We start from the raw sequence: 16,335 nt of genomic DNA on the forward strand, positions 1-16,335 counted from the left end.
CTCAGTTTCGGCAGTCCTCCACGACGCGCCCGATTTCCGCCCAGGCAGGGATGACGAGCCGTGCCTGTCCCGGTGCTTCGATCGCGATGCGACCGCGCGAAAAGCCCATCCAGTCGAAGCCCTGATCGCCGGCCGGACGCGGCATATCGATCCATGACTCGCCGCCGGCCGCAGTCCGCGCGCTGCCATTCCAGGCGACCGCGCCGAACGTCGTGCGGATGACAACGGATGCGTTGCCCCCTGTGCCGCGAACCGAGAGAATGATCTGCTGGCGAGGCCGATCGCAGGTCAGCGTCACGGCGTTGCGCGGCATGAGTCCATCGACAAGCGTGAACCGGGCGGTACCGGCATCGCCGATCCGCTCGTAATGCCAGTCCCCCTGCGCGACTGGCGCTTCCTCCCACGAGGCCGTGGAGACCGGTGCGGGTGTGGGCGTCGGGGTTGGCGCCGGTGCGGGCCGTGGCAGCGGAGCTGGCGCGGGCTGCGGTGGCGGCACGGCGGCGCAGCCCGCAAGCAGCCCGACCACGACCACGGCGCCGATCCGCCCGCGCAAGTCCTTCAGATGCGGCTTCACGGACGGATCTGCCCGCTTCCCCGCACGACCCACTTGTACGTCGTCAGGCCCTCCAGAGCGACCGGACCACGCGCGTGCATGCGGCCGGTCGAAATGCCGATCTCGGCGCCAAGGCCGAACTCGCCACCGTCCGCGAACTGGGTGGAGGCATTCCACATCACGATCGCGCTATCGCAGCGATTGAGGAACTGCTCCGCCACCGCATCATCGCCGGTCACGATCGCGTCAGTATGGTGGCTGCCATGCGAGGCGATATGCGCGAGCGCGTCATCGATGCCATCGACGAGCCGCACCGACAAAATGGAATCGAGATATTCCGTGTCCCAGTCGCTGTCCTCGACGCGCTCTACGCGGGGATCCATCCGTCGCACGGCATCGTCGCCCCGCACTTCGCAGCGCGCATCGAGCAGCGCCGTGACCAGCGCCTCGGGCTCCGGGAAAGCCCGATCGATCAGCAAGGTCTCCATGGCGCCGCAGATGCCGGTGCGGCGCATCTTGGCATTGACGACAATTTCCCGCGCCATAGCGGGGTCCGCGGCCGCATGGACATAAGTGTGGCAGATGCCGTCAAGATGCGCGAGCACGGGCACCCGGGCCTCTTCCTGCACACGCGCGACGAGGCTCTTGCCGCCGCGCGGGATGATGATGTCGATGAGACCGACGGCGCGCAGCATGGCGCCCACGACGGCGCGATCGGTCGTCGGCACATATTGCACGGCATCGGCCGGAAGCCCTGCTTCCGTGATGCCGGCAACCATGGCGGCATGAATGGCGCGATTGCTCTCCACCGCCTCGGACCCGCCGCGCAGAATGACGGCATTGCCCGAGCGCAGGCCGAGCGCCGCAGCATCCGCCGTCACATTGGGCCGGCTCTCATAGATGATCCCGATAACCCCTAGCGGCACGCGGACGCGCGTGAGGCTAAGTTCATTGGGTCGCGTCGCCTCGTCTATGACACGGCCGACCGGATCCTCCAGATGCGCGACCTGCTCCACGGCGTCGGCCACGGCGGCGATCCGCCCCTCGTCCAGACGCAGCCGATCGAGCATGGCGGACGACAGCCCATTGGCGGCGCCGCGCTCCATGTCGGCCCGGTTGGCGAGGATGATGCGGGACGTCGCAGCCCGCAGGGAAGCGGCCGCCGCGACCAGCGCCGCGGCTTTCTGCTCGCTTGACGCCAGCGCCATGTCCGTAACGGCACGGCGCGCGCGCGCGCCCATGGTGGCGATCAGCATTTCCGGCGTCTGCGTGAGGTCGTTCATCGCGGATTCGGGTCCAGTGGAGCAAAGGGCGTCCCCCATAGCATGGCGCCGGAGTGGCGCAAATGGCGCAACCCGAAACGGCGTGGAACGTTTCGGCGTTAGTGCATGCGGAGGTGAGAATGATCGAGAGACGATCTGCACCCGCCCTTTTCCTGGCGGCAATGCTGGCGAGCTGCGGGCAGGAACCGACAGCCAGCAACCAGACGAACATGACCGCGGCAGAGGCGGACATCGCGCTTGATACCGCGATGAACGCCGTCGAGGGCGGGAATGAAGGCACGCTTGTGCCCCCGGCGCCGGGCGAACCCGGCGGCCTGCCTGACGACCGAACGCCGCTCAACGAATCCGCCGCGCGTGTGCCGACCAGCGTCGAGGCATCGGGCGCGACTCTGGAGCGCTGGGGCCTTGCGCTCGGCGCGGGGCGGTTCGGCGAGGCATATCGGCTCTGGCGCGACAATGGGCGGCAGAGCGGAATGAGCGAAGCGCAATTCACCGAGAGCTGGCGCAAATATTCCGAGATCCATGTGCTGATCGGTCGTCCGCAGGCCGGCGGCACGCAGACGGCGCGTGTGCCACTGCAGGTCTATGGGCGCGAGCGCGAGGGCAGCAAGCCGTTCAACCTGATCGGCATGACGACGCTGGCGCGCAACCCGGCGGGGCAGAATGGTGGGGCCGGGCAGATTCCCTGGGTGATTGCGGCAATGGACCTCGTCCCGCGCGGCACGGTGAAGATCGTTCCGCCGGAAGGGGAAAGCATGGCGGAGCGCATTCCCGCCGCCTTCCAAGGGCGCTGGTCGCAGTCCGACGAGAGCTGCAAGCGGCCGGGCGATGACATGCGCCTCGCCGTCTCGGGCGACACGCTCACATTCTACGAGAGCGTCGGCAAGGTGACCTCGCTGGAGGAACTGTCGAAGGACCGCATCCAGGTCGCGGCCGCCTATAGCGGCGAAGGCAGCAACTGGGCGGAGAACTCGACGCTCGCGCTCTCCGACAACGGCAAGGTGCTGACCATCGACGGCGTGCGCCGCGTGCGCTGTGCTTAGAACTTGCGTCCGGAAGACCGAGATCGCCAATCCTTTGAAGAGGAGGGGCGAATGAGGGCAGTCGTTCGTGCCTCGACCGTCCGCTGTATGAAATCCGCGCGCTAAATCTCTCGCTGGGCGCCCGGCACCCAGAGAATGTCGCCGCTACCATTGCCGTTGAGCGCGCGGGCCAGGACGAACAGCAGGTCGGACAGGCGATTGAGATACATGAGCGCCGCGGGATTGAGCGGGACGCTCCGCCCGGCCGTGATCACCGCTCGCTCGGCACGGCGCGAAATGGCGCGGGCGAGATGGACGCGGGCGGCCGCTTCCGTCCCGCCCGGCAGGATGAAGCTCTTGAGCGGCGCGAGATGGTCGTTGAGCCGATCGATCGCCTGTTCCAGCCGCTCGACCTGCTGTGGCACGATGCGCAGCACCATACCGGACGGAGCGAAATCCTCGCCCGGCGTAGCAAGATCGGCTCCCAAGTCGAAGAGATCATTCTGGATTGTCTGGAGCAGCGCCACTTCGCCGTTGGCGCAGACCGTGACCGCCAGCCCGATCGCGCTGTTCAGCTCATCGACCTCGCCGATTGCCGCCATGCGCGGATCGTCCTTGGCGACGCGCGATCCGTCGACCAGGCCCGTCGTGCCGTCATCGCCCGTGCGCGTGTAGATGCGGTTCAGGCGGACCACGCAGCGGACGTCAGCGGCTGCCGAAGACCAGCATCAGCAAGGCGAGCAGCAGGATCGCCGCCGCCTGCATGGTGACGCGGCCCATCATCGCCTTGTTCTGGCGCAGGCTGGACTCGCTGGGCCCGGTGCCACCGCTCTTGAGGTCTTCCTCGGTCGTCTTGAGGAACGCCACGATCCCGCGCACCAGCATGAACACCACGCCGCCCATGGCGAGCAGCAGCAGGATGATGAGAATGGCCTTGCCCATGATCGAAACTCCTTTGGCGCGGTTTAGGGTGCATCCAGCGATATGCCAACCGGAAAGCGGCCGGCGCGCAGGTCGTCGGCGAGCTGGCGCCCTTCGACGCCCCGGGCGCGGAGCTCGGCGAGGCTGAGACCGGCCGAGCGCTTGGCGAGGCGCTTGCCCTCCGCATCGACGATCAATGCATGATGCCGATAGATGGGAACAGGCAGATCGAGCAACGCCTGCAAGGTGCGATGCGCGTGGGTCGAGGGAAAAACGTCCCGCCCGCGCACGACATCCGTCACACCCTGCGCGGCGTCGTCGACCACCACCGCGAGATGATAGCTGGCCGGCCGATCGCGGCCCTTGAGGATGAGATCGCCCAGCGCATCGCGCTCGACCGACATGTCGCCCGCGATCGCATCGTGCCAGATGAGCGGCCCTGTCAGTGCCAGCGCATCACCCATGTCGAGCCGCCAGCTATGCGGGTCCCCGCGCACGATCCGCTCGATGCGTTCGGTTTCCGACAGATGTCGGCAGGTGCCGGGATAGAGCGGGCCGTCAGCGCCATGCGGCGCATGCAGACTGGCCGCCAGTTCGCGCGCGATGTCGCCGCGCGTGCAGAAGCAGGGATAGAGCACGCCGAGCGCCTTCAACCGGTCCAGCGCGGCCTCATAGGCGGCGAACCGTTCCGACTGGATCATGAGGCCGTCCCAATCGAGCCCGAGCCAGCGCAGGTCCTCGTAAATGCCATCGGTAAATTCCGGCCGGCAGCGCGTCACGTCCGTATCCTCGATACGCAGCAGGAAGGTGCCGCCGCTTTCCTTCGCAAGATCATAAGCCTGTAAGGCGGAGTAGCCATGGCCTATATGGAGCCGCCCGGTCGGGCTCGGTGCGAAGCGTGTCACCAGATGTCGTGGAGAGTCAGTTTGACTCATACTAACTCTTGACGGGGACTCATCGACTCTGCTGTCATGATGACGTCACGGTTCTCTTCGATGGATCGCGGCGAAACCGAAAGGGGCACGAGCGCGCATGTATCATCCCGATCGAATACGCCATCCCGAAAACTGCCCGGCATTGGTGCTGAATGCCGACTACACCCCGCTTTCCTATTATCCGCTGAGCCTCTGGCCCTGGCAAACCGCCATCAAGGCGGTTTTTCTGGATCGGGTGGACATCGTCGAGAGCTATGATCGCGAAGTCCACTCGCCCAGCTTCCAGATGCGCATCCCCTCGGTCATCGCGCTCAAGCAATATGTGCGGCCGAGCGAGCATCCCGCCTTCACGCGGTTCAACCTGTTTCTGCGCGACAAGTTCGCCTGCCTCTATTGCGGATCGCCCAAGGACCTGACCTTCGACCATGTCGTGCCGCGCCGCGCCGGCGGGCGCACGACATGGGAGAATGTCGCGACGGCCTGCTCGCCCTGCAATCTCAAGAAGGGCGGCCGCACGCCGCGCGAGGCGCATATGCCGCTGCGCGAAATGCCGATCCGCCCGACGAGCTGGCAGCTCCAGGATCATGGCCGCGCCTTCCCGCCCAATTATCTGCACGAGAGCTGGCACGACTGGCTCTATTGGGATGTCGAACTGCTGGCGTAGCGAGCGGTCGCGGACAATTATCCCTGCTCTTGCTTCGGTGGCTCGCATGCCTATCGTGGCGCCATGAAAATCCGCGCAGCCCTCGCCGCCCTCTCCCTCGCCCTGCTGGCCACGCCGGCCTCCGCCAAGCTTTCCCCTGCGGAGCAGCGCATGGCTGCCAATGTCGATGCCGATCAGGACTGGGCGATCGCCTTGCTGGAGCGGATGGTCAATCAGAACTCGGGCACGCGGAACAGGGACGGTGTAATCAAGGTCGCCGCGATGGTGCGGCCGGAACTGGAGGCTCTGGGCTTTACCATCGTCTGGAAGCCGATGGACGCCGTGGACCGCGCCGGGCATCTCTTCGCGACGCGCAAGGGCAAGGCCGGCACCACCAGGATGCTGCTGATCGGCCATCTCGATACGGTGTTCGAGCCGGACCAGCCCTTTCAGAAATTCGAGCGAGACGGCGACACCGCCAAGGGCCCGGGCGCCGGCGACAACAAGGGCGGCGTGGTCGTCATGCTCACCGCCTTGCGCGCCATGAAGGCGGCCGGGACACTGGACGGCGCCAATATCGAGGTCGCGCTCACGGGCGATGAAGAATCGGTCGGCGAGCCGGTCGAGACGGCGCGCGCCGACCTGATCGCGGCAGGAAAGCGCGCCGACGTCGCGCTCGATTTCGAGGGGCTGGCGCAGATCGACGGGGTGGATCAGGGCTCGGTCGCGCGGCGCTCGTCCAACAGCTACACGATCCGGACGACGGGGCGCTCCGCGCATTCGAGCGGCATCTTCGGCGCGGTCGGCGACGGCGCGATCTACGAGATGGCGCGGATCATCTCGACCTTCCGCAAGGATCTGCCGGAGCCCAATCTGACCTTCAACATCGGCCTGGTCGCGGGCGGCGCGAGCGCGGAGCTGAGCGCCAGCGAGGCATCGGTCAGCGCGCAGGGCAAGACCAACATCATTCCGGCAGCGGCGATCGCGACGGGCGATTTCCGCACGCTCTCGCCGGAGCAGACCGCGCGCGTGCGGGCGAAGATGGAAGCGATCGTCGCCGGGCCGCATGCGCCGGGCACGGGCGCGACCATCGAGTTCAAGGAAGGCTATCCGCCGATGGCGCCGACGCCCGGCAATCTTGCGCTGCTCGAGAAGATGAATGGCATCAATGCCGATCTGGGCCTCGCGCGCATGCCCGCGCTGGACCCGCTGCGGCGCGGGGCGGGCGATATCAGCTTCGTGGCGGCGGATGTCGACGGACTTATCGGCCTCGGCACGGCGAGCGACGGTGACCATACACCGGCCGAAGTGGTCGATCTCGCCTCCATGTCCCGCCAGGCTAAGCGCGCGGCGCTGCTGATGACGCGGCTCAGCAAGGAGAAAGGGCGCAAGCCCTGAGCGCCTAAAAGCGTCGCAGGCAGATTTTTTTCGCGCAGAGACGCGGAGAGCGCGGAGAAGAAGGAAGAAACTTCTGCGTTCTCTGCGTCTCTGCGCGCATTGTAAAATGACCTGCGGTCGGCTTACCCCCGATAAGCCGACGGCCAGATACCCTGCTTGCCGGGGGACAGGATGCCGTTCGGGTCCAGCGCATCCTTGATCCGCTCGTTGAAGCGGCGTTGGGCGTGGTCATTATAGTCGTACTGCTCGGCGACCAGATCCATGAAATCGAGATGCGAGCGATATTCGCCATAGCCGAGCGTCGCGGCGGTGCGGACCATCGAGCGGCAGGCGGCATAGGCATTGTGCGCTTGCGCTTCGTCCTCGGTGTCGAACACGACGAGGCCGACATGGATCATGCTGCGCTTCGTCACGATGATGACTCCGCTATAGTCGAGCCCGGCAGTGTTGAGCTCGGTGCGGACGAGATCGCGCAGCGCCGCGCCGTCGCGGCCGGTGATCGGTGCGGCGCAGGAAAAGCCGATATGGCCGCCATGCTCGCCGCCATACCAGCGCGTCATCCGATCCAGCGCCATGCTCGGAATGCCGGCCTGCACGCGCTCATGCGGGTTGTCGAGCTCCGGCAGGTTGCGCCCGTCATATTTGGAAAAGCTGACTTCCGCGCCCGGGATCGTCCCGAAGGCGGCCTCGACGATCTCGCGCTGGCGATCGACCACCTTCTCGTCGCCATAGAGGGCGAAGCGCATGACCCAGCGGCCGAAGCCGGGCTGGCGCGCAATCTCCTCGATCACCGACTCCGGCATCGGCCCCTCGCCCGTATACCAGTCCTCGCGACCGGCAAACGCGGACATGGCGCAGACCGCGTTGATGATCATCGGCTGGTTGGGAATCGTGCCGTCGAGCATTAGCGGCCGCAGCTTCTCGAGCAGCAGTTCCAGGTCGCTGTCGTTCCGCAAGGTCAGCCAGCCGGGCATGTAGCATTCCGGCGGCGGCATGAGCCACACGCCCATCTTTGTGACGATGCCGTAGTTGGACTGCATGAAGAGGCCATCCGGGCTGGGTCCGCAGCCGCGCTTGTAATTCTGCCAGGCGCGGCCATTGGTCATGCCGCCCATGCCGGTGCGCAAGATGTCGCCATCGGCCAGCACGACTTCCATGCCGCATTGATGCGCGACATGATCGCCGGTGAGATTGTAGCCGAGGCCATGATCGAGTGTGTTGCCGACGACGCTGCCCCAACCGAGATCCGGGACCGACATCCAGAGCTTCGATCCCGTCGCACGCAGATGATCGTAAAGATCGAAGAAGCGCACACCCGGCTCGATCAGCGCAGTCGCATTCTCCTCGTCGACTTCCAGCACGCGGTTCATGCGACGGAGCGAGAGGACGAGCGATCCGGAGACACGGGGCGCAGCGCCGCCATAACCGTTGTTGCGCCCCTGCCCGCTGGTCCAGACCGGAACCTTATATTCGTTGGCGATGCGCAGGACCGCCTGAACGCCCTCGACGCTTGAGGGCATCAGCACCGCGCCCGGCTCGAACTCGCGCCAGCTCGCATGCTGGAAGGGATCGCGGAACTCCGTCACCTCGGCGGGATCGGTCAGCACGCCCTCGGGACCGAGAATGCCTTTGAGGCGCTCGATGGCGGGGGCGATATCGAATGCGTGAATAGTCTCGGCGCGTGCGGCCATATCTGTCTCTCCTCAAGCGCTCAGCCGGTTTGGCCGGGATCCGGGTGCTCGACACCCTAGGCTGGAACCCGGCCCTCCCGGGGGGAGCGCGCTACGGAGATCAGATTAGCGCGGACGCGCGAGCGCCGTTTGGACGAGCGCGCAGGATCGTTGGGTCAGGCGCGCAAGGCGCTCGGTGTCGCGCCGAAGCGCTCGCGGAAGCGCCTGGAGAAATGGCCCTGATCGAGAAAGCCGCAGCGCCAGGCGATCTCTCCGACAGGCAGGCCCCGAGTCCGAGGATCGGCCAGCATGGAGCGTGCGCGCGTCAGGCGCTCGCGCATCAATCTCGCGCCGAAACTCTCGCCGGCTCGCGCGCAGAGCATGTGGACCGAGCGGCGCGACATGCCGAGGGACTGAGCCGCCTGCGTCACGTCGAAGGCGGGATCATGGGCATGATCGGCGATGAGCGCGCGCAGTCGCGCTTCCTGCGGGCGATCGCGTGGTGGCAGCCCCTCCTCGGGCGTGCAGGCCAGCACCAGCAGGCTCGCCACCTGCTCGGCCAGCGCGCCGCCGGGCAGCACCAGCCGATCCAGCATATCGACTTCCAGCGAGGCGAGCACGGCGGACAGCGCCCTGCCCCAACCATGGGCGCCATCGATGCGGCGCCCGGCCAGCGCGACCGGATCGCTCGTCCAGCGTGCGAGCCAGTCATGCTCCAGCGCCAATGTCATCGAGCAGGTTTCGCTCGCCTCGAACCGATAGGGCCGCGAGCGATCGAGCAGGACGCAATCGCCGGGCTGAAGCACATCCTCATGCTCGCCCTGCGCATAACGAAAGCTGCCCGAGCGAACGGCAATCACATCCATTTTCGGCCGATCCCGCGTCTTGGCGATGCAGCGCGGCGTCCGGCTGACCTTCTGGGGGCCGGCTGTGAGCTTGCTCAGCAGAGCTGGGCCAAGCGCGCCCTGCTCCAGCCGGGCATGAAAGCTCTCGGCATCCGAACTGATGTCGAGCGTGAACAGCGACTGGTCGATGACATCGCGCCATTGCCGCAGGGCCGGAATGCCCCGATTTTCCGCTGTGGACCAGATGACGGTCGGCATCCTGCTCTCTCCCGACGCGCGGCTTCTCTCTCCATCGCTCCGTCGCTGACATGAGCATAGCGCAAGGCAGGCGGCGATGCCATCTCCCTCCCTCTTGCGCGCATCACGCGACCCGCTAATAACCCGGCGATGGACCGTATCCTCATTCGCGGCGGCAAGCCGCTCTCGGGCAAGATCACTATCTCCGGCGCGAAGAACGCGGCGCTCACGCTGCTGCCCTGCGCGCTGCTCACCGAGGAGCCGGTAACGCTGCGCAACCTGCCGCGCCTGGCCGACGTGGACAGCTTCGGCCATCTGCTCAACCAGCTCGGCGTCTCGACCACGATCGAGGGCTCGCGCCAGGCCGATTTCGGCCGCGTGATGACGCTCAAGGCCAGCCGCGTCACCTCCTCGGTGGCGCCCTATGACATCGTGCGCAAGATGCGCGCCTCGATCGTCGTGCTCGGCCCGTTGCTCGCGCGCACGGGCGAGGCGACCGTCTCGCTGCCCGGCGGCTGCGCGATCGGCAACCGCCCGATCGATTTTCACCTTCAGGCCTTCCAGGCTCTCGGCGCAACGATCGAGATGAAGAACGGCTATGTCCGCGCGCTGGCGCCGGACGGCGGCCTCAAGGGCGCGCTGGTCGCCCTGCCCTTCCCCTCGGTCGGCGCGACCGAGAACACGCTGATGGCGGCGGCGCTGGCCAATGGCGCGACCACCATCGAGAATGCCGCGCGCGAGCCGGAAATCGTCGACCTTTGCAACCTGCTGGTCGAGATGGGCAGCGAGATCGAGGGCATCGGCACCGACCGGATCACCATCCACGGCAAGGACCGGCTCTATGGCACGACCTATAAGGTGATGCCGGACCGGATCGAGGCAGGCAGCTACGCCTGCGCCGCCGCGATCACCGGTGGCGAACTGGAGCTGCTCGGCGCGGACGCCAACGATATGACGGCGATCCTCAAGGGTCTGCGCGATGCGGGCCTGCATATCGAGGAGACCAAGAAGGGTATCAAGGTCGCCACGAACGGCAAGCTCAAGCCCCTGACGCTCTCGACCGCGCCGCATCCCGGCTTCCCGACCGACATGCAGGCGCAGTTCATGGCGATGCTGACGCTGGCGGACGGGGCGAGCGTGCTGACCGAGACGATCTTCGAGAACCGCTACATGCACGTGCCGGAGCTGGCGCGCATGGGGGCGGACATTACCGTCAACGGCCGCACGGCCGTGGTGCGCGGCGTGCCGGGCCTGACCGGCGCCCCCGTCATGGCGACGGACCTGCGCGCCTCAATGAGCCTCATCCTGGCGGGCCTCGCGGCCTCGGGCGAGACGGTCGTCAACCGCGTCTATCATCTCGACCGCGGCTATGAACGGCTGGAGGAAAAGCTCTCCGCAGTCGGCGCGGACATCGAGCGCGACAGCGACGGGTGAGATTTCGCGCGCATTGACAGCGCGCCGCCACCGTCCGAAGCTGTGCGCGAACCCGATAACAGGAGGCCTTGCGTGAAAGTCCTTTCACTGCCTTGCTGCGCGCTCGCTGCCACGCTTGCCGCGCCGTCCTTCGCCCAGAGCGACAAGCAATATTTCCCGGCGCCCGGTAACCCGGCGGCTGTGAGCCCGACCAACCCGGACGGCACGCCGCCGTTCAGCACCGCAGTGCTGGCGGGCGACACGCTTTACATTTCCGGCGCCATCGATATCGATCCAGCGACGGGCAAACCGCCGACCGATCCCAAGGTGGGCGCGAAGCTGCTGATGGACGGCCTCAAGCGGACCGTCGAGCGCGCGGGCATGACGATGGACGACCTCGTCTGGGTCCAGATCTTCGCGACCGATCTCAAAAATTATGCTGCTTTCAACGAGATTTACCGCGCATATTTCAAAGGCCCGATGCCGGCGCGCGCCTTTCTTGGCGCGGGCAGCCTGCTCAACGGATCGAACTTCGAAATCATGGCGACGGCGGTTAAGTCCAAAGCCAAATAAGAGCGGCACCGGAACGCTCCGGCGAGCGTTCCGGCATCAGGAGAAGGCCATGAGCGACAATTCGCGCAAGACGCATATCGGCGATCACGCGCTGCATCCAGAGACGCAGATGCTGAACTATGGCTATGATCCGGCGCTCTCCGAGGGCGCGGTCAAGCCGCCGGTGTTCCTGACATCGACCTTCGTGTTCAAGTCGGCCGAGGAAGGACGCGACTTCTTCGACTATGTCGCGGGCCGCAAGGAGCCGCCGGCCGGGCAGCAGTCCGGCCTCGTCTATTCACGCTTCAATCATCCCAACAGCGAGATCGTCGAGGATCGCCTCGCCGTCTATGAGCGGGCCGAGGCCTGCGTCCTCTTCTCCTCCGGCATGGCGGCTATCACCACCAGCCTGATGGCCTATCTACGCCCCGGAGACGTCATCCTGCACTCGCAGCCGCTTTATGGCGGGACGGAAACTTTGATCGGCAACCTGCTGTCTCAGCTCGATATTCAGTCTGTCGGCTTCACCAATGGCGTGGACCGGCCGAGCGTGAAGGCAGCGGCGGACGACGCGCGGGGCAAGGGCCGGGTCGCGGTGATCTTCATCGAGACGCCAGCCAATCCGACCAATGGTCTCGTCGACATCGCGCTCGTGCGTGCGATCGCCGAGGAGATCGCGGCGGAGCAGGACGGCTTCCGGCCCGTCATCATGTGCGACAACACGTTGTTAGGCCCGGTCTTCCAGCGCCCCATCGAGCATGGCGCCGACATCTCGCTCTATTCGCTCACCAAATATGTCGGCGGCCATAGCGATCTGATCGCGGGTGCTGCACTCGGAACCAAGGCGATGATGCGGCCGGTGAGAGCGCTGCGTAGCGCGATCGGCACGCAACTCGACCCCAATAGCTGCTGGATGCTCGGCCGCAGCCTGGAGACGCTCGGCCTGCGCATGGAGCGCGCCAATGCCAATGCGGCGCTGGCGGCGCGCTATCTGCTCGATCACCCCAAGGTCGAGGCCGTGCATTATCTGCCGTTCAGCGAAGCCGCCTCCCCCACCGGCCGCACCTTCCGCGCGCAATGCGAGGGCGCGGGATCGACCTTCTCGTTCGATATCGTCGGCGGATTGCCGGCCGCGTTCCGGTTCCTCAATGCGCTCAAGATCCTGAAGCTGGCGGTGAGCCTCGGCGGCACGGAATCGCTCGCCAGCCATCCCGGTACGACGACCCATAGCGGCGTGCCGGCGGATGTGCGTGCGCGGATCGGCGTGCTGGATTCGACGATCCGGCTCTCGATCGGCATCGAGCATGCGGACGATCTGATCGCGGATCTCGAACAAGCATTAGCCGTCGCATGAGCGTCGCGTTTCGCCGGGAAAGCGATGAGGAGCATCTCGAGCCGAAATTCGAGATACCGATCCCGCCCGGCCCCAATCTGGTGACGGCGCGCGGACTGGCGCAGATTAAGGCGAAGGTCGTCGAGTTGGAAAAGCTGCTGCCGACGCTCAGCGACGAAGACGCGATCAAGGCCGCGCGGCGGGAGCTGCGCTATTGGGGCACGCGGCAGGCGACGGCGCAGCTTGCCCCGGTGCCCGCCGGCGACATCGTCGCGTTCGGCTGCACGGTGACCTATCGGCAGGCGGGCAAGGACCGCACCATCCGCATCGTCGGCGACGATGAAGCCGATCCGGCCGCCGGGCTGATCGCCTTTTCTGCTCCGCTGGTGCGGGCTATGATGGAAGCCGAGCAAGGGGAAAGCGTCGCCTTCGGCGGCAAGCCGGACGCGATCGAGATCGTGGCGATAACCGTCCCGGACGCCGACTGACGCGGTCAGGCGATGCCGACGGGAAACGCGGACCTGATCCTGGCCCAAAAGGCCTGCGAGGCTCTGGCGACATTCTGGGCGGCTGCCTGAAACTGGGTCACATCATCCCGCACGCGAATGGCGGGCCATTCCGCCGTGTTGATGGCATTGGCCGTCCGGAAGGCGGCAAAGAGGCGCAGGACGTCCGTCTTCACATCCAGGTGCCGTTCGAGAAAGCCATCCTCTTCCAGCGCGGCACCGAGGGCAGCGAACTCGATGACCATCTGCTTGCGCATGCGGACAAGCTCCAGCGCGCGACCGCTGTCGCCCACGCGCCCGAAATCGACGATGCCGCGCTCCGCCTCGGCAAAGGTTTTCAACGCCGCAGTAAGGCGATCACTCTCCATCGGCGCTATGCTCCAACAGCTTCCTGATTTTCATGTGTAGCAATATAATGGTTAACGATGCGCTATGAACGTCCATCCGCTCAGGCGACGCGGGCGGTTACCTGCGCCGTCTCCTCCGCCAGCCGCTGCGCCACGACACGCCGCACGAGAATCGCGCCGCTGTCGCGCGGCAGAATGACCGGATCGAGATCGAGCAGATCCGCGTCGCCCATCTGCTCCTGAATGTCGGCCATCATCGGCCCATCCTCGCGATCAAAAATGCCCTTGAAGAAGGCGACGAAGCGCTCGTCCACCTCGGGGCCGCCCTCCAGCTGGAAGATGCGCGAGAAGCCGGAGAAATAGTGGCTGCTCGTCGCCGTCTCGGGCGTGATGCAGTGGCTCTGCACCATATAGGGCGTCTCGACGATATGCCCCGTGCCCGTCGGCACCGCGCCCATGGTGAACTTCATATTGGCGGGCGCGACCCACTCGGTGTCGTTCCAGCTGTCATAAGGCACGCCATTGGCCACGCCGTTGAAGAAGGTGCTGGGCCTGCGCACATCCGTGTTGAGCGTGCGGCTCAACACCTTTCCGTTCTCGACCCGGGCCGTATATTTCTCGCCCGGCGTCTGGCCGGCATCCTCTTTCCAGCCACCGATCGTGCTGGTGTGCAGCCAGAAGAGGTGCGTGAGCTCCATGAGATTGTCGTTGCCGAGCTGCCAGTTGCCGTCGAATTTCACATGCCAGACGAGCGGGCGCTCGGCGTCATTGTCCATATGGCTGTGGTCCGGGATGAGCGCAGGATCAGCGAGTGCGGGATCGCCCATCCAGATCCAGAGCATCCGGTGTCGCTCCACGACCGGAAAGGTCTCGACGATCGCCCGGGCGGGCGGAGTCTTCTGGTAGGGACTGCGCGTGCAGGCGCCGTCCGGACCGAAGCGCAGGCCATGATAGATGCACTCGATCTGGTCGCCGATCCGCCGGCCCTTGGAGAGATAGGCGAAGCGATGCGGGCAGCGATCGAGCAAGGCGACCGGATCGCCCGCCTCCGTGCGGTAGAGGACCACCGGCCTGTCAAGCAGACGTCGCGCGAACAGGGCCTCCGCCCCCACTTCATGACTGCATGCCGCGACATACCAGGCATTCAGGATGTAATCGGCCACGGGCTTTCTCCTCTCAACTCTTGGCAAGCCCCGCCGCCTCGGGCAGGGAACCGGCATGGCGCGGAACAAGGGCGATGCGAGCGACGAACAGATGGGCTTCCCCCATCTCGTCAAATGGGTCGAAATGGCGGTGCGCGCCCGTGTCGAGCGGGCGATGCGCGATCTGCCGATCTCGTCCAGCCAGCTCTTTGCGCTGGTGCTGCTCGACGAGCGCGGTGAAGCGACGGCGGCGGAACTTGCCCGGCTCATGCACCTGACGCCGCAGGCGCTCACGACGCTGCTCAAGCCGCTGCGCGATCAGGACCTCATCGAGCGGGAAGTGGACGAGGCGCATCGGCGCAAGCTCATCATGCGCCTGACCGAGGCCGGCCGCGCGGTGATTGCGCGCGCGCGCGACCTGACGCCGGACATCGAGGCGGCCATGCTTGCCGGCTTCTCCGCGACCGAGCGCAAGACATTGCTGCGGCTTCTGGCGCGTGTGGCGAGACCGCTCGACTAACATTCTCTCCTCCGATCGATATTGCGATCAATATAAAGATACCTTATATTACTCTTCGACCCTCGCCGACAAGAGGGCGAAGGAGAGAATCCATGGCTGACCTCGTCATCCGCCCGCTTGCAGACCGTTTCGCCGCCGAAATCACCGGGATAGACACGAGCGCGCCGCTTGCCCCGGCGGTGCGGGATGGCATCGTCGAGGCCTTTCATCGTTACCAGGCTTTGGTCGTGCGCGGTCCCGTCCTTTCGCCGCGGCAATTCGTGACCTTCGTGCGCAGCTTCGGCGAGCCGGACCCGTCCGACACGTCGCGCTATCATGCCCCGATCGATATCGACGGCTTCAAGGGGTTGCGGCTGGTCTCCAACATTGAGGAAGGCGGGCGCAACAAGGGACAGTTCGGCAATGACGAAATGGGCTGGCACCAGGACCGCTGGACCGACGCCGCGCCGCCGCCAGCGACCATGCTCCACGGTGTCGAGATAACGCGCGGCGGTGGGCGCACGGGTGTCGTCAGCCTCTGCGATGCCTGGGACATGCTGCCGGACGATCTCAAGGCCCGCATCGAGGGGCGCTCGATCCATTTCCCGCTGCTTGTCACCGATACCGAGGGCAGGCTGGCCACCGCCGATCCGAATGACGAGAGCCTGTTCCGCATCGTGCCTTTGGTGCAGGTCCATGCCGTGACGGGACGCAAATATCTGTTCCTCGGCGCCCGGCGCATCCTCTCCTACATCGACACGGCCCCGCTCGTCTCCGGCCTGTCGAGCGAGGAGAGTGCCGCGCTGCTCGATGCGATCTATGCGCATATCTCCCGGCCCGAGCTCTCCTATCTCCACCAATGGCAGGCGGGCGACATTCTCTTCTGGGACAATCGCTGCTGCGCGCATCGCCGGGAAAGCTTCGATGCGGCCGAGCGGCGACTGCTCTATGCAGCGCCGCTGGTCCACTCGGACCTGCTCTGGCACGGACAGGTGCCGCAAGCCGCCTGACGCGCCCTGCACTTGCAATGCTAAGC

Annotated in this window: 18 protein-coding genes; 9 read left to right on the plus strand and 9 right to left on the minus strand. The window is 65.9% G+C overall.

Annotated features, from left to right (window positions below):
* Window position 1: 1 nt before the first annotated feature.
* On the minus strand, window positions 2-574 hold the full coding sequence (locus KM135_RS10205; protein ID WP_221713904.1) for a hypothetical protein: 573 nt from the start codon (window positions 572-574) through the stop codon (window positions 2-4).
* Window positions 571-1,836 (minus strand): glutamate-5-semialdehyde dehydrogenase, encoded by a 1,266-nt coding sequence (locus KM135_RS10210; RefSeq protein WP_221713905.1) that lies wholly within the window; start codon window positions 1,834-1,836, stop codon window positions 571-573. The genes KM135_RS10205 and KM135_RS10210 overlap by 4 nt, the downstream gene beginning before the upstream one ends.
* Before the next feature lie 119 nt (window positions 1,837-1,955).
* Between KM135_RS10210 and KM135_RS10215 the strand changes: the two genes are divergently transcribed.
* Window positions 1,956-2,879, plus strand: coding sequence for a hypothetical protein (locus KM135_RS10215; protein WP_221713906.1), 924 nt, complete (start codon window positions 1,956-1,958; stop codon window positions 2,877-2,879).
* Window positions 2,880-2,980: 101 nt separating this feature from the next.
* On the opposite strand, the gene KM135_RS10220 is transcribed toward KM135_RS10215, so the two are convergent.
* The 3 genes from KM135_RS10220 to gluQRS are packed head-to-tail and all read right to left on the minus strand — an operon-like array spanning window position 2,981 to window position 4,714.
* Complete coding sequence (locus KM135_RS10220) at window positions 2,981-3,553, minus strand: cob(I)yrinic acid a,c-diamide adenosyltransferase (protein ID WP_221713907.1); 573 nt, start codon at window positions 3,551-3,553, stop codon at window positions 2,981-2,983.
* Between the two features lie 10 nt (window positions 3,554-3,563).
* Window positions 3,564-3,800: a twin transmembrane helix small protein gene (locus KM135_RS10225; RefSeq protein ID WP_221713908.1), complete on the minus strand. Its 237-nt coding sequence runs from the start codon at window positions 3,798-3,800 to the stop codon at window positions 3,564-3,566.
* Window positions 3,801-3,823: 23 nt separating this feature from the next.
* The gene (gene gluQRS, locus KM135_RS10230; protein ID WP_221713909.1) at window positions 3,824-4,714 is read right to left on the minus strand and encodes a tRNA glutamyl-Q(34) synthetase GluQRS; all 891 of its coding nucleotides are present in this window, start codon (window positions 4,712-4,714) and stop codon (window positions 3,824-3,826) included.
* A 97-nt stretch (window positions 4,715-4,811) separates the two neighbouring features.
* Between gluQRS and KM135_RS10235 the strand changes: the two genes are divergently transcribed.
* Window positions 4,812-5,378: an HNH endonuclease gene (locus KM135_RS10235; protein ID WP_221713910.1), complete on the plus strand. Its 567-nt coding sequence runs from the start codon at window positions 4,812-4,814 to the stop codon at window positions 5,376-5,378.
* A 63-nt stretch (window positions 5,379-5,441) separates the two neighbouring features.
* Window positions 5,442-6,755, plus strand: a complete 1,314-nt coding sequence (locus KM135_RS10240; RefSeq protein ID WP_221713911.1) for a M20/M25/M40 family metallo-hydrolase — start codon at window positions 5,442-5,444, stop codon at window positions 6,753-6,755.
* A gap of 122 nt (window positions 6,756-6,877) precedes the next feature.
* Here the strand turns inward: KM135_RS10240 and KM135_RS10245 are convergent, their stop codons facing one another.
* Together KM135_RS10245 and KM135_RS10250 are read right to left on the minus strand one after the other, a co-directional pair.
* Window positions 6,878-8,446, minus strand: a complete 1,569-nt coding sequence (locus tag KM135_RS10245) for an FAD-binding oxidoreductase (protein WP_221713912.1) — start codon at window positions 8,444-8,446, stop codon at window positions 6,878-6,880.
* Window positions 8,447-8,601: 155 nt separating this feature from the next.
* The gene (locus tag KM135_RS10250; protein ID WP_221713913.1) at window positions 8,602-9,528 is read right to left on the minus strand and encodes an AraC family transcriptional regulator; all 927 of its coding nucleotides are present in this window, start codon (window positions 9,526-9,528) and stop codon (window positions 8,602-8,604) included.
* A gap of 129 nt (window positions 9,529-9,657) precedes the next feature.
* On the opposite strand from KM135_RS10250, the gene murA reads away from it, so the two are divergent.
* The 4 genes from murA (at window position 9,658) to KM135_RS10270 (ending at window position 13,293) form a co-directional block, all read left to right on the plus strand.
* Window positions 9,658-10,941 (plus strand): UDP-N-acetylglucosamine 1-carboxyvinyltransferase, encoded by a 1,284-nt coding sequence (murA, locus tag KM135_RS10255; RefSeq protein WP_221713914.1) that lies wholly within the window; start codon window positions 9,658-9,660, stop codon window positions 10,939-10,941.
* 72 nt (window positions 10,942-11,013) lie between these two features.
* Window positions 11,014-11,493, plus strand: a complete 480-nt coding sequence (locus KM135_RS10260) for a RidA family protein (protein ID WP_221713915.1) — start codon at window positions 11,014-11,016, stop codon at window positions 11,491-11,493.
* 49 nt (window positions 11,494-11,542) lie between these two features.
* On the plus strand, window positions 11,543-12,826 hold the full coding sequence (locus tag KM135_RS10265) for a cystathionine gamma-synthase family protein (protein ID WP_221713916.1): 1,284 nt from the start codon (window positions 11,543-11,545) through the stop codon (window positions 12,824-12,826).
* Entirely contained in the window at window positions 12,823-13,293 is a 471-nt protein-coding gene (locus KM135_RS10270; RefSeq protein ID WP_221713917.1) for a GreA/GreB family elongation factor, read from the plus strand. The genes KM135_RS10265 and KM135_RS10270 overlap by 4 nt, the downstream gene beginning before the upstream one ends.
* 5 nt (window positions 13,294-13,298) lie before the next feature.
* Here KM135_RS10270 and KM135_RS10275 read toward each other — a convergent pair whose 3' ends face one another.
* Window positions 13,299-13,652, minus strand: a complete 354-nt coding sequence (locus tag KM135_RS10275) for a hypothetical protein (protein WP_221713918.1) — start codon at window positions 13,650-13,652, stop codon at window positions 13,299-13,301.
* 107 nt (window positions 13,653-13,759) lie between these two features.
* Window positions 13,760-14,821 carry an aromatic ring-hydroxylating dioxygenase subunit alpha gene (locus tag KM135_RS10280; RefSeq protein WP_221713919.1) on the minus strand — a complete coding sequence of 354 codons (1,062 nt, stop codon included), beginning with the start codon at window positions 14,819-14,821 and terminating at the stop codon, window positions 13,760-13,762.
* Between the two features lie 55 nt (window positions 14,822-14,876).
* Here KM135_RS10280 and KM135_RS10285 point away from each other — a divergent pair, with 55 nt between their 5' ends.
* On the plus strand, window positions 14,877-15,320 hold the full coding sequence (locus tag KM135_RS10285) for a MarR family winged helix-turn-helix transcriptional regulator (protein ID WP_221713920.1): 444 nt from the start codon (window positions 14,877-14,879) through the stop codon (window positions 15,318-15,320).
* A 92-nt stretch (window positions 15,321-15,412) separates the two neighbouring features.
* Window positions 15,413-16,309, plus strand: coding sequence for a TauD/TfdA dioxygenase family protein (locus KM135_RS10290; protein ID WP_221713921.1), 897 nt, complete (start codon window positions 15,413-15,415; stop codon window positions 16,307-16,309).
* Window positions 16,310-16,335: the final 26 nt, after the last annotated feature.

It is taken from the genome of Sphingobium xanthum (assembly GCF_019737615.1).
Taxonomy (GTDB): domain Bacteria; phylum Pseudomonadota; class Alphaproteobacteria; order Sphingomonadales; family Sphingomonadaceae; genus Sphingobium; species Sphingobium xanthum.